Source organism: Alphaproteobacteria bacterium, from assembly GCA_002869105.1.
Lineage (GTDB): Bacteria > Pseudomonadota > Alphaproteobacteria > UBA7879 > UBA7879 > UBA7879.
In genome coordinates this window covers 202,913-224,710 of record PKTP01000010.1, presented here as the reverse complement: position 1 = coordinate 224,710, position 21,798 = coordinate 202,913, and the positions used below count along the sequence as shown (strand labels likewise).

23 protein-coding genes are annotated in these 21,798 nt (G+C 37.0%); 13 read left to right on the top strand and 10 right to left on the bottom strand.

Annotation, left to right across the window (positions count from 1 at the left end; genetic code table 11):
* Window positions 1–403: 403 nt before the first annotated feature.
* The 3 genes from C0582_05965 to C0582_05955 form a co-directional block, all read right to left on the bottom strand.
* Window positions 404–994 (bottom strand): hypothetical protein, encoded by a 591-nt coding sequence (locus C0582_05965; protein ID PLX29422.1) that lies wholly within the window; start codon window positions 992–994, stop codon window positions 404–406.
* Between the two features lie 272 nt (window positions 995–1,266).
* Window positions 1,267–1,806 carry a nucleoside triphosphate hydrolase gene (locus tag C0582_05960; protein PLX29421.1) on the bottom strand — a complete coding sequence of 180 codons (540 nt, stop codon included), beginning with the start codon at window positions 1,804–1,806 and terminating at the stop codon, window positions 1,267–1,269.
* A complete protein-coding gene (locus C0582_05955) occupies window positions 1,803–2,771 on the bottom strand; it encodes a hypothetical protein (protein ID PLX29420.1) in 969 nt (322 codons plus the stop codon). The genes C0582_05960 and C0582_05955 overlap by 4 nt, the downstream gene beginning before the upstream one ends.
* A 553-nt stretch (window positions 2,772–3,324) precedes the next feature.
* Here C0582_05955 and C0582_05950 point away from each other — a divergent pair.
* From C0582_05950 to C0582_05900, 11 genes are all read left to right on the top strand, one after another.
* Complete coding sequence (locus C0582_05950; protein PLX29419.1) at window positions 3,325–4,425, top strand: DegT/DnrJ/EryC1/StrS family aminotransferase; 1,101 nt, start codon at window positions 3,325–3,327, stop codon at window positions 4,423–4,425.
* A 2-nt stretch (window positions 4,426–4,427) separates the two neighbouring features.
* A complete protein-coding gene (locus tag C0582_05945; GenBank protein PLX29418.1) occupies window positions 4,428–5,483 on the top strand; it encodes a dehydrogenase in 1,056 nt (351 codons plus the stop codon).
* Window positions 5,476–6,459, top strand: coding sequence for an alpha-ketoacid dehydrogenase subunit beta (locus tag C0582_05940; protein PLX29417.1), 984 nt, complete (start codon window positions 5,476–5,478; stop codon window positions 6,457–6,459). The genes C0582_05945 and C0582_05940 overlap by 8 nt, the downstream gene beginning before the upstream one ends.
* Window positions 6,459–7,187, top strand: coding sequence for a sugar transferase (locus C0582_05935; GenBank protein ID PLX29426.1), 729 nt, complete (start codon window positions 6,459–6,461; stop codon window positions 7,185–7,187). Before C0582_05940 ends, C0582_05935 begins: the two co-directional genes overlap by 1 nt.
* Complete coding sequence (locus tag C0582_05930) at window positions 7,184–7,963, top strand: hypothetical protein (protein PLX29416.1); 780 nt, start codon at window positions 7,184–7,186, stop codon at window positions 7,961–7,963. Before C0582_05935 ends, C0582_05930 begins: the two co-directional genes overlap by 4 nt.
* On the top strand, window positions 7,857–9,188 hold the full coding sequence (locus C0582_05925; protein PLX29415.1) for a hypothetical protein: 1,332 nt from the start codon (window positions 7,857–7,859) through the stop codon (window positions 9,186–9,188). The genes C0582_05930 and C0582_05925 overlap by 107 nt, the downstream gene beginning before the upstream one ends.
* A gap of 74 nt (window positions 9,189–9,262) precedes the next feature.
* The gene (locus C0582_05920) at window positions 9,263–9,778 is read left to right on the top strand and encodes a hypothetical protein (GenBank protein ID PLX29414.1); all 516 of its coding nucleotides are present in this window, start codon (window positions 9,263–9,265) and stop codon (window positions 9,776–9,778) included.
* Window positions 9,775–10,173, top strand: coding sequence for a hypothetical protein (locus tag C0582_05915; GenBank protein ID PLX29413.1), 399 nt, complete (start codon window positions 9,775–9,777; stop codon window positions 10,171–10,173). The genes C0582_05920 and C0582_05915 overlap by 4 nt, the downstream gene beginning before the upstream one ends.
* 215 nt (window positions 10,174–10,388) lie before the next feature.
* Entirely contained in the window at window positions 10,389–11,579 is a 1,191-nt protein-coding gene (locus tag C0582_05910; GenBank protein ID PLX29412.1) for a hypothetical protein, read from the top strand.
* On the top strand, window positions 11,536–12,633 hold the full coding sequence (locus C0582_05905; GenBank protein ID PLX29411.1) for a glycosyl transferase: 1,098 nt from the start codon (window positions 11,536–11,538) through the stop codon (window positions 12,631–12,633). The genes C0582_05910 and C0582_05905 overlap by 44 nt, the downstream gene beginning before the upstream one ends.
* Window positions 12,611–14,050: a hypothetical protein gene (locus C0582_05900; GenBank protein ID PLX29410.1), complete on the top strand. Its 1,440-nt coding sequence runs from the start codon at window positions 12,611–12,613 to the stop codon at window positions 14,048–14,050. The genes C0582_05905 and C0582_05900 overlap by 23 nt, the downstream gene beginning before the upstream one ends.
* Window positions 14,051–14,101: 51 nt before the next feature.
* Here C0582_05900 and C0582_05895 read toward each other — a convergent pair whose 3' ends face one another.
* The 7 genes from C0582_05895 to C0582_05865 form a co-directional block, all read right to left on the bottom strand.
* Complete coding sequence (locus C0582_05895) at window positions 14,102–14,674, bottom strand: hypothetical protein (protein PLX29409.1); 573 nt, start codon at window positions 14,672–14,674, stop codon at window positions 14,102–14,104.
* Window positions 14,675–14,752: 78 nt separating this feature from the next.
* Window positions 14,753–16,603, bottom strand: coding sequence for a hypothetical protein (locus tag C0582_05890; protein PLX29408.1), 1,851 nt, complete (start codon window positions 16,601–16,603; stop codon window positions 14,753–14,755).
* Window positions 16,604–16,918: 315 nt separating this feature from the next.
* Window positions 16,919–17,440, bottom strand: a complete 522-nt coding sequence (locus C0582_05885) for a hypothetical protein (protein PLX29407.1) — start codon at window positions 17,438–17,440, stop codon at window positions 16,919–16,921.
* Between the two features lie 41 nt (window positions 17,441–17,481).
* A complete protein-coding gene (locus C0582_05880) occupies window positions 17,482–17,913 on the bottom strand; it encodes a hypothetical protein (GenBank protein ID PLX29406.1) in 432 nt (143 codons plus the stop codon).
* Between the two features lie 77 nt (window positions 17,914–17,990).
* A complete protein-coding gene (locus C0582_05875) occupies window positions 17,991–18,218 on the bottom strand; it encodes a hypothetical protein (GenBank protein PLX29405.1) in 228 nt (75 codons plus the stop codon).
* A gap of 190 nt (window positions 18,219–18,408) precedes the next feature.
* Complete coding sequence (trxA, locus tag C0582_05870; GenBank protein PLX29404.1) at window positions 18,409–18,726, bottom strand: thioredoxin; 318 nt, start codon at window positions 18,724–18,726, stop codon at window positions 18,409–18,411.
* Window positions 18,727–18,738: 12 nt separating this feature from the next.
* Entirely contained in the window at window positions 18,739–19,389 is a 651-nt protein-coding gene (locus tag C0582_05865; protein ID PLX29403.1) for a hypothetical protein, read from the bottom strand.
* 154 nt (window positions 19,390–19,543) lie between these two features.
* On the opposite strand from C0582_05865, the gene C0582_05860 reads away from it, so the two are divergent.
* Entirely contained in the window at window positions 19,544–19,999 is a 456-nt protein-coding gene (locus C0582_05860) for a protein-export chaperone SecB (GenBank protein ID PLX29402.1), read from the top strand.
* A gap of 6 nt (window positions 20,000–20,005) precedes the next feature.
* A complete protein-coding gene (locus tag C0582_05855; protein PLX29401.1) occupies window positions 20,006–21,769 on the top strand; it encodes a hypothetical protein in 1,764 nt (587 codons plus the stop codon).
* The last annotated feature ends 29 nt before the right edge of the window (window positions 21,770–21,798 follow it).

Here is a 21,798-nt window from a genome sequence, read left to right as displayed (position 1 = left end):
TATATCCAGCCTTGCCAAAAGAAACCGCCACCGGCAGCCCCACATAGCCCAGGCCAATTACTGAAAGTGTGTAGTTAGAAGAAAGAGAGGTCATCAGTACAAAATGTTTTTTTGTTTATTTATCATGGTTTAGGGTCGCCTGACAACTGGTTGCCTAAAGAGCCTTTTAAATTCAACCAATAGCGGGTGTGTTTCAGAGTCCCTTTTTTCTTCAAGATAGATGTTCTTTTGAACCAGGCCGATTAAATCCCGGGTGGTTATGGCAGAGGCCGCGCCAGGGATGGCCTGATAATTCTTGGAACTCAGCCCCCTTTAAATCCAAAGCAGTCTTCTTGAAACATTCTTATAGTCCGCCAAGGATCCTTGGTTGCAGGCAAGGATCAGCAAGTAAGAAAGCTGCCAATTACATCTTTTTTTGGAGTTGATAGCGACGAATAACAATCATAAAAAATACACTTGCATCTACGATTGTAGCTGCTGCAGGAAAGAGCGTATTGACTAAAGTATGCTCATTAAACGTGAATATGGAAAGTCCAAACTTTATCGAACCTATTAAAAAAATCCCAGGCATATCCTCCTTTGGGAAGAGGAAGCTCTTACGTAAGGTAGGGTAATACCCAAAAGTATCTGCAATCGTGATAATAATGACGGCATATAAAGGATTTGAAGTAAAAATCCAGAAGATGATCGCAATGATGCTTGCCAATAGAGTAATCCAATCGCCTCGGCTAAAAGTGTTTGATTTGCTATAAAAAAAGGAAAAAATGCCTATTAAAAAGCATTGAATCGAAACGGCAAGGGTAACAAGAGATCCAATTCCTGTATTTTCCGTGAGCTGAGCCAGGTATGAGACCATAACAGTGGTTCCCCAAATCAGCCACGAAAACGCATGCAGAAAAATCTTTTTCTGGATTGTTGCCCAAAGGTAATAAAGAAGTGCGACAACAGAAAGAGCTGTCCCCAGCCCAGTCAAAAGTTCATTCCACATTATCATAAAGCCACTTGCAAAAGTTAAATAGAATTATCTAACTTAATAAGAAAAAACGCCAGCTAATTAAGTATCTAGGAATTCTTTATAAAAAAAATTGCACTAACCCAAGCAGTGAGCACGCCAGCCTTGGAGTGTTTCACAATGACATAGCGTTCAAACTAAGCTAGACCCGCAAAAATATTTTCGCAACAAAAGTTGTGTAAAGCATCTTGCTGTAAATCTAAATTTTATTCATGGGTCAATATCCGGTCATAGCTAATTTTCATGGGCCTTTCTCACTGTTCTTTTTTGATTTTTTCAAACATGCGATCCACAGAAGCACGATTTTTAGGTAAATTTTCACCTGTTATCTTAAGCCATTGAAGAGCTTTAGATTCATGATTTTGGATGACTTGATCTGTTTCATAAGCGTGTAATAGAAATCTAATATCAAAATGGTAATGTGCCTCTTCCTCTTTATAAGGAGGGATAAGATGAATACCGATGTCAAAAACAGTAGGACGGATGGCCCGAATTTTTTGAATACCAGATTCCTCTTGCGCTTCTTTTATTGCAACCCCAAGTGCATCTGGGTCCCCATCACAATGGCCCCCGAGCTGCATCCATTTATCGAGCTTGGCATGAAGCAAGAGAAGTACGTGGGTTTTTTCTGGGTTTAGGAGAAACGCAGAAGCTGTGAAATGCCCCGCCCGACAACTTCGCAAAAAACAGTCCGGGCACGTATCAAGAAATTGAAGCATTTTTTCTTTGTAAACGAGTTCTTCAGGGTAAGAAGACGTATAGGCTGCAAGAAGTTGGCAAGTTTGTTCTCTCATATTAATTTTTCGCTCCTCGAAAGTTTGAGTTTTTTCCCCATCTGAAGGATGTTGAGCATGAGGGAGTCATCGTCAAAAGAGTGTTTTTCGTACCCATGTTTTTGGTAAAAAGGAACGGCCTGTCTATTCGCATTTACATATGCTTGCTGCGCGCCCTGAAACACAGCCCATTTTTCAAGGCGTTCTAAGAAAAGACTGCCCATTCCTTGACGTTGGAATCTTCTATCCACGGCTAGAGACCTCACGATGATGATTTTATCATTCCTCCACTCCAGGCTTCCCGCCGCTATAATTTGCGTGCCTTTTATAAACACCAAATGTTTTAAAGCTGGATCTGTAAGAGAGGGATGATTTTCATCATAAACGATTCCAGCTGGCTCAAACAAAAGATCTTTGCGTAATCGATGATACGCGTCCCATTCTTCTGTTTGGGTGCAAAGACGCATACATAGCCCGTTAAAACCAGAATCCGTTAACACCTGTGTGATAAATCCATTTTTCTGCAGATTATAAAGAGATATCCCCGTTTGAGTTCTTTTTTGCCCAGCTGTCGGATTTTGGGCGGCTTTAAGCTTTAATCGGGCATATTCCTCACAAAGAAGTTTACTTGCACGTAAGGCCTCTCGGAAGACAAGATTCAACTCAATTTCTGCGCTCCCTTCTAGGTGAGCATGAACATATATTTTAGGAGACGCTTCTTTCTCATACAGCTGTCGTATCGGCAGATTATATTCTCCCTTATAGCAATAGCCAATTTTCACTAATTGTTCGCTTAATTCTGAAAAAGAGGGCACTACAACAATCATATCAATAATGGGTTTAGCTGCCAGACCAGTAACCGCTGTTGAGCCGATGTGATGAATCTCTAAGAGCCTATCTTTTAAAACAGCTTTTATCTTTTCTGATTCCTCTTGAAACAGATCGGGCCAACTGGGGTCATAAGGCGCAATTTTAAGGCGTTTCATTTTTCATAAACTCAGCTAGAGAATTGGCAAAGATGTTCTTAATCTTAGAACTTATAAAAATGTGGAATAATGTTACTTTTTTTTAATTACCAAGATAAAGAGATCATTTTTATAAAAGAGCGATAAACTTTTCTCCTGTAGGTACCACATCTCTAAAACCCCGTGTTTAAGAGACTTTGAAAAAATATTTGAATTTCATCCACAAAATCACGGGATAGGTCTGTGTATAACATTCAAAAAATGCAGGGATTTAATGGGGCTGTTTTAGAATGCTTAAAAAAAGAGCAGTTTATTTTTTAAGCTTTTATTTTTTGTCCTACTTTCAAGTGCCTCTCTCTTAAGAAGAGCAGAGAAATGGGACTTAGATTTCAAATTTTCCCCCCTTTTTTACAGGAACCCTGATTCTTTTTGATCTGTCGTACTATTTGTTAAAAGTAACTGCAGGCAAAATTTGTTAATCAATACTTATGCATGGTTGACCTTAAAGAGAATGAATTTACTTTTTTTATTGAAAATGATAATTAGCTAAACATAAACATGTTTTGGATTTTTCATGAATGTTCCTTTTTTTAATTATCCGCGTTTGATTGAGCTTCATAAGGAGCAGTATCAAAGAGCCTTTGACGATGTAACGTCCCGGGGTGCTTACATTCTCCAGAAAGATCTGAAAGCATTTGAAGAAAACATTAAAAAATTCTTAGGCGTGAAACATGCCATTGGCGTTGCAGACGGGACCAATGCGCTGCTTCTCGGATTGATGGCACTAGGCCTCAAAGAGGGAGATGAAGTTATTGTTCCTTCTCATACATTTATTGCTTCTCCAGCTTCCATTGCACTTAGAGGTGCAACGCCAGTCTTAGCGGACATGGCAGATGATGGGATGTTATGTCCAGAAGATGTTAAAAGAAAAATCACTTCAAAAACCAAAGCCATTATGCCGGTACAGGTAAATGGGCGGTGTTGTGATATGGATTCTATTATGTCTATCGCTAAAGAGCACGGACTCATGGTGGTTGAAGATGCCGCGCAAGCATTGGGAGCAAAATACAAAGACACCCCTGCTGGAACATTTGGTGCCTTTGGAGCATTTAGTCTTTATCCCGCCAAAACTCTCGGCTGTTTTGGCGATGGGGGGCTTTTAGTAAGCAATGATGATGACTTAGCCAAAAAAGTTCTCATACTTCGTGATCATGGCCGAAGTCCTGAGACTGGAGAAATTGAAATTTGGGGCACTAACTCACGACTTGACAATTTACAAGCGTCTTTTTTGAATGTTCGTCTTCAGGGGTATGAAGAGGAAATCAATCGTAGAAGAGAAATTGCTTCACGTTATAATGAGGCTTTTAAAACTTTAGATGATTTGATTTTACCTCCAGCGCCTGAAGCAAATGTTCATTTTGATATCTATCAAAATTATGAGCTACAATCTTACTCACGTGAGGCTCTCACCAACCACTTAAAAGAGAAAGGAGTTGGCACACTAATTCAATGGAGTGGGAAGGCTATCCACCAACATAAAGCGCTTGGATTTGATGCTGATTACCCCAAAACAAATGCATTTTTCGAAAAATGTTTTATGATTCCAATGAGCACACTTTTAACAGATGATGATGTCAATCATGTGATAGACTCCATCAAAAGTTTTTATAATTAAAAATGCTATTTCATAACGAGCTTCAAGAAAAAATCCTATCTATCTTTGAAAAGAAACAAATAGATATTGATGGGTTTTCAAAAGAGCATCTCATAGGGTTTCTCAAGAAACTCCTAACCATTCGCTTTTCTGAAGAAATGATTACTAAACTTGTTCAAGAAAAAAAAGTTGGATGCCCCTGTCATTTTTGTATTGGTCAAGAAGCACCACCTGTCGGTATTTCTTATTCTCTCACCTCAAATGATCGCGTGTTTGGCGCACATCGATCGCATGGTCACTATCTAGCACTTGGAGGATCCCCCTATAAACTCTTCGCTGAGGTCTTGGGTAAAAAGACAGGAGCTTCGGGTGGTATGGGCGGATCCATGCATATCACTTCCATTGAAAATGGCTTTGCAGGGTCTGTGCCCATTGTATCTGGGACAGTTCCTTTAGCTGTGGGAGCTGGCCTTGCTGCAAAAATGTCTGGCAGTGATGCGATTGGTATTGCCTATTTTGGGGATGGAGCGTGTGAAGAAGGCGTTGTTCACGAGTCTTTGAATGCAGCTGTTGTGATGGACATTCCTGTCTTATTTGTAGTTGAAAACAACCTTTTCTCAAGTCATCTTGATTTACACTTGCGTCAACCATCTAATAGGACCTCCCGCTTTGCGGAGGCTAATAAGATGCTATCAGCAGTTGTCGATGGCAACGATGTTTGTGAAGTTGCCCAAACAGCGCAAGAAATGATCAAACAAATCCGCACTGAAAAAAAACCTGGATTTATCGAATGCATTACCTATCGTCACTTGGGACATGTGGGGCCAGATGCTAATATTGACGTAGGCGTCCTTCGAAAACCAGAAGACATTGAAAAATGGAAAAAAATTGATCCTATTACTCGTTTAAAAACTGCGTTAATAGAAAATAATTTTCTTACAAAAAATCAAATCGAAGAATTGGGGAGATCTATTTACCAATCTCTTCTTCAAGATTCAAAAAAAGCTGAAAGTGATCCTTATCCAAGTATCTCTGAAATAGAGGCGTATACTTATACAGAGGCTGGGCATTATGGTTAAAAAAATAACGTACGCTCAGGGCATCCTTGAAGGGTTTGAATATCTATTAGAAAAATATCCAGAGGTTTTTGTGATGGGGCAAGGCGTTTGGAGCCCCTGGTATGTCGGTAGCACGATGAAGGGACTTGAAAAAAAGTTTGGGAAAGCGCGGGTGATTGATACACCTGTTTCAGAAAGTGCTTGTAATGGAATGGGGGTGGGCGCGAGCCTTTATGGAGAGCGCCCCATCATTGTTCATCCTCGGATGGATTTTCTTCTGTATGGGATGGATGCCATAGTCAACCAAGCCGCTAAATGGTCTTCTATGCTTGGAGGACAGGGACGTCCCAATGTGACTTTTAGAACAATCATCAACCGTGGGGGCGAGCAAGGAGCTCAGCACTCGCAGGCTTTGCATTCTTGGTTTGCCCATGTTCCTGGTTTGCGTGTCGTTATGCCATCTACCCCCCTCGATGCTCGTGACTTATTAATTTCAAGTGTTTTGAGTGATGATCCTGTGGTTTATATTGATGATCGGTGGCTCTATGAAACAGAAGAAAACTATCAAGCGGCAATTGTAAAACCTCTTCATAAAGAAGCTGCAAAAATAATTCAATCTGGAACCGATATAACATTGGTGGGAAGTGGGTATACAACTAAATTATGTTTAGACCTCTCTAAAAAACTAGCCCATAATAATTTATCTGCTGAGGTTGTTGATATTCGCATTCTAAACCCCCTAAAACTTGATGCTATTTTTGAGTCTGTTAAGAAAACGGGGCATTTAATGGTATTAGATGGTGGTTGGTCGCCGTGCGGATTGGCTGGCGAAATTATCGCGCAAGTTTGCGAAACCTTGTCTCCTAATACCTTGAAGTCAATACCAAAACGGTTCACACTTCCATTTGCCCCAGCCCCTTCAAGCAAGCCATTGGAAGAAGCGTATTATCATGATGTTGAAGAAATAAAAAATGCGATAATAAAGGATACCCAATGATCAAAAATATGTTTGATAGAATCTTTTCCTTTTTAGCGCTTACTATTCTATCTCCCCTACTTTTTACAATAGCTATTGTTATATATCTAACCGATTTTCATTCGCCCTTTTATGTCGCTAATCGCGTTGGTTTAAATGGCAAGCTTTTTCCAATGATCAAGTTTCGATCCATGCGTAAAGGGGCAGACAAAACAGGGGTAGACTCAACATCAGCTAATGATACTCGCATTACCCCCATTGGACACTTTATCAGGCGATATAAAATTGATGAACTTTCTCAGTTGATTAATGTTTTTATTGGAACGATGTCTTTAGTAGGGCCGCGTCCTAATGTTAAAAGAGAAACAGATTTATACACGAAAGAAGAAAAAGAAATTTTAACTGTTAAGCCAGGGATAACAGATCTTTCTTCAATTGTTTTCTCAGATGAGGGGAATATTTTAGCAGATGAAAAAGATCCCGACCTGGCGTATAATCAGCTCATTCGCCCCTGGAAAAGTCGGTTAGGAATTTTTTATATTAATCATCGCTCGGTCTTTTTGGATTTTTATATTATTTGGCTAACGGTATTGAATTTTTTTAACAGGCAATCGTCTTTAAATAAAATTTATGAATATTTAAGAAGAAATTGCGCTGATCAAGAATTATACCAAGTCGTTTTAAGGAAAGAAAAGCTTGTGCCAACCGCCCCTCCTGGGGCAACTGAAATTGTGAGAAATAGATCATGATGACAAGTACTTCTTACTCCTCAGTCACCGAGCTTTCTGGTGAAGAGATCTCAGAAGAACAGCTTAATCGTTTTTACACACGTTATAAATGGGCTCAATCTTTTTGTGAAAACAAAGATATTGTAGAGGTTGCTTGTGGTGCTGGCCAAGGTCTTGGCTTACTTGAATCTGTTGCAAAATCTGTTACTGCGGGTGACATTGATCCAGAAATCCTACAAAAAGCTAAAAACCATTATAAAAATAGGATTAATTTGAGTGTTTTTTCTGCCGAAAAATTACCCGCGGCGGATCATTCTCAGGATATTATTATTCTCTTCGAAGCCATTTATTACCTTAAGGATGTCAATACATTCATTGATGAATGTCAGAGGGTCCTTAAAAAAGAAGGAAAAGTTCTTATTTGCACGGCAAACAAAGATCTCTACGATTTTAATCCAAGTCCTTACGCTCATCAGTATTATAATCTTTTTGAACTAAGAGGCCTCTTTGAGAAAAAAGGATTTTTGGTTAGAGGCTTTGCAAGCCACCCTCTTCATAAAGCAAACTTTAGACAAAAAATCTTACGGCCAATTAAAAAACTCGTTGTTTCTCTTGGCATGATGCCCCAATCTATGAAAGGAAAAAGGCTTTTGAAAAGATTGGTTTTTGGGAAAATGATTCAAATGCCAAATGAACTACAAGATTATTTATTCCCTCGCATTGATGTTGAGCCAGATTCAATGGAAACTCCAAATACCACTCATAAGGTTTTGTATTGCTGTGCCACAAAAAAATGAAAAACTAACAATTTGGCTGATTCAAGATGGTGAGCAACTTCCCCTTACTGAAGGTGCTAAGCCTATGCGAACCTGGCGCCTTGGAGAAGAGCTCGCGCGCCGAGGACACGAGGTGATTTGGTGGAGCAGCAATTTTCATCACATGCTTAAGAAAAAAGTGTGTGAAGGCGATTTGGATTATAAAATTAAAGAAAATTTTACTATAAAGCTTCTTGATTGCGGTTCCTATAAGAAAAACCTCTCAATTGCTCGCATTTTACATCATCGTCTCTTTGGTAAAAAACTTCATAAAGCTATGAGAAGAATGCCAAAGCCCGATCGTATTGTGGCTTCTCACCCTTCCATAGAAAGCTCTTATGAAGGCACAAAGTATGGCAAAGAATTTGATGTACCTGTCATCGTCGATGTTCGTGACATGTGGCCTGATATGTTTAAAGATTATTTTCCAAAGATTTTTTCATGTTGGATAGATTTTATTTTTCATTTTATGAAGAAAAAAGCTGAGTTCTCCTTTAATTACTCAAACTCTTTAGTCTCTATGAGCCCTAATCTACTAGAATGGGCCAAAAAAAAGACATTCAATAACAACAAAAGTTGTGCCATATTCTATCTCGGGGCAGATGAATCTCAGCCTAATCCTAAAGAGAAAAAAATAAAAGAAACTTTAGACTTCATTAAAGATAAAATTGTATATTTATATTTGGGGGTATTGGGTTCATCCTACGACTTAGAAACTATTATTGAGGTTGCGAGAAAACGATATGAACTTGGTGATAAAAAAAGTCTTTTTATTATAGCTGGAGAGGGGCCCAAAAAAGAAAAGTTAATAAAACTTTCAAAAGGAAGTAAAAACATATTATTTTTAGGCTGGCTTGATAGAAAAGAAAGTCACTATTGGATGAAGAAATGTGATGTTTTTTTAGTTCCTGCTATCAACTGCGCAATGCCAAACAAACTATTCGAGGGACTTTTGCATGGAAAGCCAGTCTTATTTACACTATTTGGCGAAGCTAAAAAAATTTTAGAGTCAGAAAATGCTGGTTTATATTACCCCCCAAAAAGCATATCAAAGTTAAACAAATTAATTGATATGACGTTAGTAGATGATTTTAGAACAACAATAGGTAAAAATGCAGCTAATCTATATAAAGAGAAGCTAAGCTCTAAAAAAATATATTCAGATTATACCAACTTTATTGAAAAGCTAAACTTATTAAAAAAATAATCACTATTTTAGGTGCTAGACCTCAATTCATTAAAGCATCGGTATTATCTTAAAAGCTCAAAGAGTCTTCTGAGATTAATGAAATTATAGTTCATACAGGTCAACATTATGATGAAAATATGTCCGCATCTTTTTTAAAAGACCTGGACATCCCATCTCCCAAATATAACCTTGAAGTAAAAGAAAAACACCATGGATCCATGACAGGAAAAATGATGGAAAAACTTGAAGAAATTTTTAAAAAAGAAAAACCCGATGGTATTTTGGTTTACGGGGATACGAATTCAACTTTAGCGGGTGCCCTAGTTGGATCAAAAATGCATATTCCTGTATTTAATATTGAAGCAGGTCTGCGATCTTTTAACAAAAGAATGCCTGAAGAAGTTAATCGAATTTTAACAGATCATGTCAGCGACTTATTATTTTGCCCCACAGAAACCTCCGTAGAGAATTTAAGAAAAGAAAATATTACTCAGGGAGTCCATCTAGTAGGGGATGTCATGTACGAATCTTGCCTGAAAGCTAGAGATGTGGCAGAAAAGAAATCTGACATTCTTTCTCGCCTGCTGAAAACACTAATGATCCGATAAAACTAAAAGAAATATTGCATTACCTTAAGGAAAAATCAGAAGAAAATCTTATAATTTTCCCCCTTCATCCTGGAACTCGAAAAAAAATAGATGACTATGGTTTAAGTATATGTAAAAATATTCATACTGTTGACCCACTTGGATATTTTGACATGATGAAGCTTGTGAGTCACTCTAACTACGTTTATACAGACTCAGGGGGGCTTCAGAAGGAGGCCTTCTTCTTACAGGTCCCCTGCATTACATTGCGTGATGAAACAGAGTGGGTGGAAACAATTGAAAGTGGATGGAATCAATTGTGGAAAGATAATAAACGAAATATAAATAATACCATTCAAAGGCCAAAATTAGATCTAGAAAATTTAATTCAAACTATAGAAAATTATGATTATTAATCTAATAATAAATCTCTGCGTTTCACTAGCTTATTTATTTTTTTTTATTAAAAGAAGAAATCTTTTTGTTAAACCAAGCATCATAATAATACTGTATATCCATATTTTTCTACAGTGGCCTTTATTTTTCTTTGACTACCTATCCTACGTGGCAAATACAAAGTCCATTAGCAAAGGTATAACTTGTCCTTCAAACAAGCATATTGAATCGTTCTATGAAAGAGTATGCAATGAATGAGAATGTAATGAATGAGAATGTAATGAATAAGTTTATTAACTACAGTTGTTTTTTGCCCACATCGTGGCACCTCCCATTATTAATTCACTCAATAATTATTTTATCTTTGGTGCTTAATTATTTTTACTTCAACAAAGAGTCAGAAGATCTTTACTTAAAGTTGACCAATTTTAACAAAAATAAAGTTACTTTTAATAATAAATTCCTATTGTGTGTTATTTTAGTTTTTTCTTCTATTGTCCTGATTTACCTTTCTTTCGTAGATTTTTTCTCCACAGGACTATATGGAATGATCTCACTTAATAAAGATCAAAATATTATGAGAGAAAACTCATTAAAACTTCAGCCTACTATGATTAAATATCTTTATAGCTTTATTAAAAACACTCTTGGTCCTTTTTTAGTATCCCTACTTATTCTAAAATTTTTCACTAAAAAAAGAATGGGCGGAGCTCTACTCATATTATTTATAATATTTTTTTCAAACCTTAATGGCGAAAAGTCATTCATTATTAACTATTCTTTGATTTTATCAATATATCTATTTCTTTTTAAAAAAAATAATATTTGGCTGATTATTATTCTTATAGCTATAGCACTTTTTTTGCCAATAATATTTTGGGTTCGTGTAGATATAGCTGATATATGCTGCCATATAATGGCTAAGCTAAACAGGGTTTTTATTATTCCTTTAAAAGTTGGAACTTGGTATATTCATGATACCCAAATTAACGGATTTGATTTCAAAGCTATAATTCCTGGATCCCTAGTTAACCTTTTTGCTAAACTATACTATTATGAAAACTATATTGGAAAAAAATATGGATATTTCTATGCTGGAAAAAAAACTTTAGACTCTGTACATGCTAATTCAAGTTTTATATTTTATGGTTACAAGTGTCTTGGTCTGATCTCTATTCCTATATCAATATTCTTGATATACCTTTCTAACTATATATTGATTATTTATAAAAAATTAAATGATAAATACATAATCGTTTTATTTACATGTACATCTGTGATGCTATTAAAGTTAATATCTGCAAACTATTACACCACATTTTTCTCTGGTGGAATTATTCCAATTATACTACTGTGCTTAATTGCAAATCATATTGAAGAAAATGAGAACCATAACTCATATAACCACCGTTCACCCCATTTATGACACACGCATCTTTAAAAAGATGTGTGGTTCATTGATTGATTCGGGTTACAAGGTAAATTTAATTGTAACCCATAATATAGCAACTCAAATTGATGGGGTAAATATTATTCCGTTACCTGAAATAAAAAATAGATTTTTAAGGATCATTTTCAAGCCCTGTCTTGCTTTTTTTAAAGCGATTCACATAAAATCTGACATTTATCATTTTCATGACCCTGAGCTTATAGCAATGGGATTGATGCTAAAATTATTTAGAAAAAAAGTTATATACGACGTTCATGAAGACGTATCAAGTCAAATGCTTCACAAACAGTGGTTGCCAAAAATTATAAGAAGGCCATTATCTTCTATTTTTGATAGATTTGAAAAATTTTCATCTGAATTTTTTGATGGTATAGTGACAGCTACTCCTTATATTTTAGCAAGGTTTTTCAAAATTTCTCCTAAAACCAAAAAAATATGTATTAATAACTACCCTATAGTAAGAAAACTAGAAAAACCATACAAAGAGAAAAATCATATTTTGTATATAGGTGGAATTACAAAAGATCGCGGGGCCCTTGAAATGGTACAATCCATTGATGCAGAAGTCATGCAGCTTATTTTAATTGGACCAGCCTATCCTGAATCTCTTCTAAAAGTTTTAGAAAAAGAAAAAAATTGGAAAAATGTAGAATATTTACCATCTCTTTATAACGATAAAAAATATGCATATTTCCATAAATCAAGTCTAGGCCTTTGCTTGCTCCACGATTTACCAAATCATACCAGGGCGCTACCAAATAAAATACTTGAATACTGGGAGAGAGGACTACCCGTTTTAGCTTCAGATTTTTCTTATTGGAAAGAGTTTTATGGTCCTTATGGCGGCATAGAATTTGTAGACCCTACATCCTCAAAGGAAGTTAATAAGAAACTTAAAGAAATGCTATCTGATCCCAAAAAACTTTCAGAAATGGGAATGAAAGGAAGGCATGCCGTAGAAAAAGAATTAAATTGGAACAATGAGCTCAAAAAGCTATTAGATCTCTATGATTCAATCCTTTCTAAATAAAAAATCTGAGTTCAGCCAAAATATTGGGAAGCTGTTTTTCTCTAATGTTCTATATCAAGCTTTTCTTTATGGCGCTCACTTTTACATCATCAAACACTACCTTCCCAAGGACTATGGCATTTTTACATTAGTTGTAAGTCTTTCAAGCATAGTCTCTGTATTATTTACTCTACGACTTGATTTAGCCTATGTATCAAATAAATCTAATAAGAAAGCACGCATCCTTATTTTAGGTCTCATTTTTCAAGTGGCCGCTTTGTGGGTTTTAAGCACATTTTCTGCTTTTCTTTACGTTTTTTCATTTAAGGAAAAAATAGAGTATGTGCTCTTACCCACAGCTGGGGTGATTATTTCATTTTCTCATGTGTTGACTGCTTATTTAGTAAGGCAAAAAAAATTTTTCTATTCTGGGCTGCTTCTTATATTAAAGTCTAGCTTTTTTTTAGGGAGCATGCTCACACTAAGCTACTTAACTCATTGTTCTTCCTCTCTTTATTTTTCCAGGTTTTTTGGTTATTTTTCTGCTACCCTCGTCATCTTTTTGATTCAAAAACACTGGAAGTTAAACATAAAAGAATTATCCAAAATAAAAACAAAGTTCCTTTTTAGATACTTCTCATTATTTAAAAGACTTCTACGAGAAAATTGGAGATATATTTTTTTTAATACCCCATATAGTTTAATTGGCCTTTTCTCTAGGGATTCAGCCATTCTTTTGTTTGCCTATTTTGGAGATTTTCAAACGTCAGGTTATTTAGCTCTTATAAAGACAGTTTTTAATGCTCCCATCTATTTCATATCGTCTTCGTTAAGCTCAGTTATACATAAAGAATCCGCAGAACACCTTGGGAGCCCTTGTTTTTCAGAAAAAATAATAAATACCTCTGTTTTTATTTTTAAACTAGCTTGGATTCCAGTTCTGTTTTTATTTCTTGAAGGAGAGGAGTTGTTCAAGTTTTTTTTAGGAGAAAAGTGGTCTCAAGCTGGGCATTATGCTTCAATATTATCTCCGGCACTTTTTCTTTTTTTATTTTCCAGTTGGACCGGAAGAATATTTGATGTGGCAAAAAAACAAAAAATTTCATTCTTAATTCAGATTTTTTTTGACACAGTTACTGTTATATTTATTTTTTATTTGGTAAAATTTAAGTTTAATAACAGTGTTATTATTTACTGCTTAATGCTGCTAAATTCAGCTTATCATATTACATATGTATATAATGCTTTCAAAATTAGTGATGTATCTTTGAAACTTTTTTTCAAAAAAATAAAACCCTCTGCTGTTCTAATATTATTCTTAGCTATCCTTGTTTGTTTTACTTATTGTTTTTTTTCTAGTTTTATAGAAAAATTGGCTTTAGTTTCTATTTTATATGTGTGCTTCCTTAATCAAAGCTTAAGAAGAAAAAAATGTTAGTTATAATAGATGGGTCTAGACTAGCATAAGCTCAAAAAAAGGTTTATAAAGCTAGAGTGAATAAAGGGTTGAGCGACTAATATCATCAATAAAAGACTGATAAATTTCAAAAGGGGCATCCAATTTGAATTCATCAAAACTTTCTAGAATTGAACTCCCGGCATCCTTAGATATTTCACACAACCATTTAACAACTTCACCTGAAGGAATTAAAGTGATATTCCTTTGCTCTTGAGCTACAAGGATTTGGAGGCACTTTTTAAGGTCATCTATAAGGCTATCATTTTCTAAAAATGCCCATCGCCGCCTTAATCGCCCATCATGAAGAAGCAGAATTGATTGTTTGTTGTCAATTTTTTTTAATTGTGCAAATAAGACCAAATGTCTTTTAACTTTTTGTTTATTAACAACAGAAAATAAAACCAGTTTTTTTGCAAGACGTCCCAAGTAATCTGTCACTTGAGCTTCTTTAAGATATCCCGGAAAAATACCAGATTTTTCTATCTCTCTTTCAGTGGCTCGGGTATTGGTATCTGCTGTTGACCCATACAACGGTTCAAATAATGAATGTGTTGTCCAAAAGAGATTTTGAGAATTTTTTTTTAGATTATGTTGCGGAATCATTTGTCGCTTTTTGTTTTATTTGTGCATTAAAAATCTTAATAAAATTTAAAAATAAGTCAATGAAAACAGCGACGCCGATCAAAGAAGGATTTTTTTTCCAAGTTGTGCGGAGCCAAATTTGTTTAGATGTTGATTATCCATATATATGGGATTCTCCCCAAAAAAGAAATTATCTTTTACTGGCTTCGAAATATCCATCCATTGAATATTCTCAAACTCTCTAGATAAGTTCTTTATTTTTTCATTGGCTTTTTCATAGCTCAAATTTTCTCCAACTCTTACTGGCAATCCAAGTTTTTTAAATTTCATTCCCCTGAATATATGGGTTTTAAGCAACGGAGCTTGTGCAATCAACATTACACTTTTTCTCTCTCTGATAAGCCTTTTTAACATTTTTTTTAATTTTGTAAGATAATTTAGGTCCACTTCATCTAGGCCGCTCAAACCAAGATGATATGTCCAATTTGACCCAATCAAAATCACATCATATCTTTTATAATTCTCCTCAATGTACTTTTTTACAATTCGACATGACTCTCGTGCAGATTCATGGAGAACATTTTCATCATAGCCAAAGATAGGTGAACAACTACTGCCTGTCACCACATCGATACTAAAGCCGCACCTCTTTCCCAGTTCATCGAAAAAATAATTGAGATGAGCTGCGTGAGAATCTCCAATCAAAAGAGCTTTGGGCTTCTTTGTAAGATCCCCCCGAGTGCAACTTTTATGGATCACCCCATGACACAATTCAGGCCCTCCATAACTTGTAAGTTCAAGCGAAAGATTGTTTTTTGTCAAACCTATGTATTTTGAAATGAGCGTTACTGTGAAAATAAACATTGAAGGGAGAATGAAAAATAATAAGAGCGAGCTCTTAAAGGACCATTTTTTATATCGAAAAGGTTTTTCAACAAATCGCCAAGAAAGAAGAGCAAAAGAAAAGGTTAAAAAAAAGGCAATCACAATCCACTTAAAAGGGAGGTTTTTCTCTCCATATACATATCGCATATAGGCCAAAATGGGCCAATGCCAAAGATAAAGAGAGTAAGACATTTGACCAATTTTCCTACATACCGAATTCTCTAAAAGCCAATTATTTTTAGGTTTTTCAACTGTAGCGCCGAGCAAAACTAAATATGCGCCCACAGTTGGTAGGAAAGCCCTAAGCCCTGGATATGAACTATTCTCAGATAAAAAGTAAAAACACCCAAAAATAATAGCTAATCCAACATACCCTCCCCAATCACTTAAAAATGAAGAATATATTATTCTAGACTTTTTAAGATATTGATCCGCCAGAAGAGATCCCATTAGCAACTGACCAGCTCTAGTAGCTAAAGAGTAGTATACCCAGGTTGTTTTGTAATTAAACTGAAGAAAAATCTCCCCTGATAAAAAGGATAAAATGATCCCTAAAATTATTAAAGCTCTTAACCTCATGCATTTTATAAAACTCAATGCATACAGCCCAAGAGGCACTATAAAGTAAAACTGCTCCTCAACTGCCAAGGACCACATATGAAGCAAAGGAAGCTCATGTGCTGCGGGTCCAAAGTAATCATAATATCCTGCAAAATAATAGTTCGCCCAAAACATAAGTGTTTTAAGGGCGGATCTGTTAAGAGCACGAATATCTTGTGGAAGAAAAAGAAGATACCCAACAATCAATGTCGTAATAAGAACGGTATAGAGGGCTGGCAAAATACGGCGCATCCTCCGCATATAAAAAATTTTAAACTTAAAAGAGCCCTCATTAAGTTCTGTTAAAATAATGCGGGTAATGAGAAACCCAGAAATGACAAAGAAAATATCGACACCAATAAATCCTCCTGGGAGCCACCGTGGATTTATATGAAAGAGAATGACAGAGAGAACAGCTAGAGCTCTGAGGCCATCAATTTGAGGAAAGTAATGTGTATTTTTCATTGTTTATGTATATGGATATATAATTTCTTTACCACCCACATCAAGCCCAACTTCTTGCGAAGTGTATTTGTTAATATGCTCGGAATTTACCCAAATTTGTTTGTTTTGTCGATGATAACTTTTGATCATCGCTTCTTGTAGATACTTAGCTGGCTAATTTAAGTTACGAGATAGAATTTAGATAGATTTTATAAATAATTTAGTTATGTGTTGAATCATTCTAACAAACGCTCAAAATATTCAAGATCAAAGCGCACTATCGATTTAGTATCAAAATCCACTGACCTTGTTGCATGAATGAGGGGATAATTATCATCAGTCCTGCGAAGACTCGTTCTTCCAAGTTTCCTTAAAGGCCTCAACCGCATCCTCCTGTTCATCCTTTTCTTTTCCATCAGCTTCCATTCGATAGATCAGTCTATGGCCATAATTCATTCCAAGATACCAGGCAATCTTCTCGAAATACTCCTCAAACCCTTCCTTTCCACGCTGCGGTTCAAGGTACGTTGATAAAACGTGTAGGGTTTTTCCCATAAGGGTTCTTCCCATCTCTTTTTTTGTTGAGAGTAAATCACTGAACCGATCAATGAACCTCTTCATTGATGCACTTGGGCCATACCAATAAATAGGCGTGGCCAATATAATATCCTGATGTTGAATGACCTTTTTCATCACAGGAATAAAGTCATCATTCTCATGACGATTTTGATAGTCAAAATCATGAATATGGCATTGGGTGAGGTCAATCACCTCAATGGGAGTTTTTGAGAAAACCCGATCAACAAGAGCCCTCGTATTTCCTTTGGGTCGACTACTGTCAAAAACAACGATTGCCATTTTTTCTTGACCTCAGATATTGGAAAAAAAGGGGTGCTAAATTACTTCTTACGGAAATGATCCAAAGAGATAACTTTCTCTTTTTGGCTTTCAGACGTTTCACTTTTGGGGTCAGAAGACGTCTTTAATTCCGGGGTGAATTCTAAAACAAAATTTTCTGATGGATCCGAAAAACTGATCAGGCTTGAAAAGGGAATAACGATATTTTCTTCTTGCTCATTGAAGCTTAGATCAACACTAAAAAGATGGTCATAAACCTTAAGATTGGAAAATTGGTGCTGTAAAACAATCGTCATCTCTTCAGGATATTCATCCATCAGGTAAGGGGGCATCTGAACAGTCGGATGGGTTGTTGCAAAAGTGATATAAAAATGGGGGGGTTCTTTAAGCCCTTGCTTTTGAACTTGCTCCATTATCAGCTGAACGGTGTGCAAAAGGCCTTTTTCACACAGTTTTTCGTATTCTAAATACATAATTTGCCCCAACCTTCATTAAAGAATGAAGGGCTTCTGTTGCCCGGTGCCCTTCAAACCGCGCTTACTTGTTTTCTTTAAGCAGCGTTACGTGCTTGCCTACGTGCACCTTGTCTGTTGCAGTTAGCAACATTGACATTCGCGTTAGCGGGTCCACGGCGACCATTGTTTTTGTTAGCACTTATAACAATAGTCCGATAACGGTGGTACTTGCCGAACGAAAAACTTATCTTTACCACGCATGTCGATCCTGTTTCATCCCCCTCATTTTTGGTGGAGATGCCGGGTACCGCCCCCGGGTCCATATCGCTTATTTCACAAGCCGTTTATCGTCATAGTCAACAAACGTTAACGTTTATAATATAGTGATTAAATAAAGAAGAATCAAGCATCTTCAAGCTTCATCCCTTAATAATAAAGTTGATGTCAGAGATGAGAGTGCTGAAATGGTCAAAAGAGCAATGACCTCTTTCAAGCACTGAGAGATTTATTTCTTCAAGAAGATTTAACCCACTCGATAATTTTTGATTTAGGCATACTGCCCACATGCGTTTGGACAAGCTCACCGTTTTTGAACAACATCAATGTAGGAATACCCCGCACACCGTATTGACCGGCTTTCTCAGGGTTTTCATCAATGTTTAATTTAACAATCTGAGCATCCGAACCCAGTTCAGCAGATGCCTCTTCAAGAACCGGCATTAAAGCGCGGCAAGGTCCACACCATTCTGCCCAAAAGTCCACAACAGTAGGCGTTGAACTTTTTAGAACGATTTCGTCAAAAGTGGTATCTGTTACTTTTTCAAGAGACATAATTTTTCCTTCCTATTCTTCATCAACTGTTACGTTAACATACTTGACGCCTTCTTGGGGCACATAGAATGTCTTTATTCTTGCCCCCTGCTTTTTTAGACGGTTGTTGAACGCGTTTAGTAGGAGAGCGCTGCGTTGTTGCAACGGGAACGCCTGCATATTGATTATTTTGTGATAGTCACCTCGGCCCGCTGTTTGATCCGGCACAATTCGTGATCGACCTTTTTTGGATACAATCACCAGCACAGCTTGACCCGGTTGATAAACCTCTTCATCCCCTTGAACAACTGTCATGATTTGACCATTGGTCAGCTGAACAGAATATTCCACACCTGATTGTCTTGAGAGCTCATCTTGTGCATAAGAGCCAGCAAGTCCACCTAAAAGCGCACCACCGGCGGCAGCTAAGACACTCCCAGATCCTTTACCAATTTGTGAGCCTGCAACACCCCCCGCAATGCCACCCACAGCCATACCGGTTGTGTTGTCCTGAAGACGCTCTGCTTCACCAACCTCAATTTTACGGGCACTAATGATTGTGCCTTTGTATGTGTGTGCAGCTTCACCAACGGAGGCCGAAGAGTAATAATTTTGTGAAATTCGACGCGCACAGCCGGGCATCAAAAGAATAGCAACAATAAAAATAGGTAAAACAGATTTCACGATGGCTCCTAAAATATCACTTTAAGATATTATCAATTTTGTATTCAAATCACAATTAAAATATCATCTGCTATTTCCAGTAAAAACCGTGGTTAGTGGTTTGACTGGTGTTAAAAATGTGCTAAGTCTACAAAACATAATAAAGAGAATATCGATGTCGCAAAATACCATTCAGCCTAAATTTGATGTCAATGTTATTGGACAATATACCAAAGACTTTTCATTTGAAAATCCCTGCATTCTCACGCATTTTTCAAATCCAGAAAAACCAGAAATCAGTGTCGATATTCAAGTCCAAGCACAACAAGCTAACGAAGAAGTTTACGAAGTTGAGCTTCATGTACAAGCAACCGCAAAATCCAAGCAAGAAACGCTTTTCATTGTTGATTTGCGCTATGCCGGCCTTTTCAAGATTGGAACGGAAAACAGCGAAGATATAAAGCCATTTCTGCTGATCGAATGCCCACGAATGCTTTTCCCGTTTGCGCGCAGCATCGTTGCCAATGCAACCAGTGATGGCGGATACCTGCCCCTTATGCTGAATCCTGTCAATTTTTCAGACCTTTACCAACAGCAAGACAGCACTGCCTCTCAACCAACAATGAATTAATTCATCATGGGCTGTTCATCCTCAGCTCATGACTCCCCTCTTCCAAAAGAGGTCTGGCGCCATCACGTCCTTTCTTTTAGGAGCCCTCTTCTGTTACAAGCAATTTTTGCTATTTTGCTTGCAACTTTTTCCTTAGTTGCATTTGGATCTGTTCTGAGAGATGTCATTGATAATGGCTTGAATTACGCACACCCTCTCAATGCTCTCGTTAAGCTTTTCCTTTTGGCGCTTTTGCTAAGTTTTGCAAGCTTCTTGAGGCTCTTAGCGGTTAACAAACTGGGCAAAAAAATGGCTCAAGATCTTCAAAATCTTTTATGCCAAAAAGTCATGGCACAGCCCTATTCATCCTTTGAAAAACATCATCTGCAAGATACCATGCGTCATATCCATGCGGATATTTCTCGCATTCAGACCTTGGTTGTAGATACCATTCCATCCGGGTTCAGAAACGCACTGATTGCGGGCGCCTCACTTGTCTCAGTCTTCATCATTAGTTGGCATTTTGCTGTATGTGCTCTGGGATTTTCAGCACTTGTTGGTCTCATCATATACACAGCCAGCAAATATGCGAGAACACATACAAAAGCTTATTCTCAAAGCGAAAGACATACTCTAAATTTCATTCAAGACTGCTTGAGGGGCTTTGTTGAGATTAAATCAAACAATCAAGAAACAAACACGTTAAAGAATTTAAAAGAGCTTCAAAAAAGCGAAGAGCAAGCCAGCCTTCTGCAAACAAAGTCCAGAGCAATAAAGGTTTTGATTGTCATGGCTGTCTGCTTTACTTTTGTCATTTTTTTAATTTTTATCGGCAGTCGACTCGTTGAATCTGGCCAACTCTCATCTGGAGAACTCACCTCGTTTATCTTCTTTGCCCTTCTGGCTACCTTAAGCTTAAATTCCCTCAGCGAGTCCACCACCAAATACATTCAAGCTCAACTATCCTGGAAAACCATTCAAGATGTTTTAAATCTTCCAAATCCCGTTATAGTCCCCAGCACTGAAGGCTATACATTCCATCATCATATTCAGGTCAAAGACCTTTCTTTTTCTTATCCGAGTGCGCCCCACGTGCCTATCTTTAAAAACTTAAATTTAGATTTAAAAAAAGGAGAGATCAACTGCATTGTGGGCTTGAACGGCTCAGGAAAATCAACGCTTCTCAAGCTTCTATTGGGCTTATATCCCATTAATGAAGGATCGATCACCGTTGATGACCACGACCTGAATACCATCCCTCCGAAGGACCTCAACTCAATGATGAGTTATGCACCTCAAAACACCTTTTTCTTTTCTGGAACAATCCTATCAAATCTTTTACTGGTGGATCCCAATGCGACCGAACAAAGAATCCAAAAAGTTCTTAAATTATGCCATTTAAACCGCGTTATTCAAAATTTTGAAGAGGGCCTTCAAACGAAGATCAATTCCGATAACGTCACACTATCCAGTGGACAAAAACAGCGATTGGCGCTTGCCCGAACCATTCTTAAAGAAGCTGACGTTTATCTTTTTGATGAGCCCACAAATCATTTAGACAAAGAGAGTGAAACCCACCTTTCTAAGACCTTTCAAAAACTCAAGGCTGAAGGCAAAACACTGATCGTCGCAACCCATCATTTCCCCCTTATTGTCCAGTCCGATTGGATTCATGTGATTCACCAGGGTGAATGCATACAATCCGGAACACCCAAAAGTCTAGGAGGAAAGCAAGGCCTATACCAGGCTCTTTATGAAATAGAAATTGATTCTAAGTCACACCTATTCTAAGATCGTTATAAAATAGGGTAAAGGTCTCA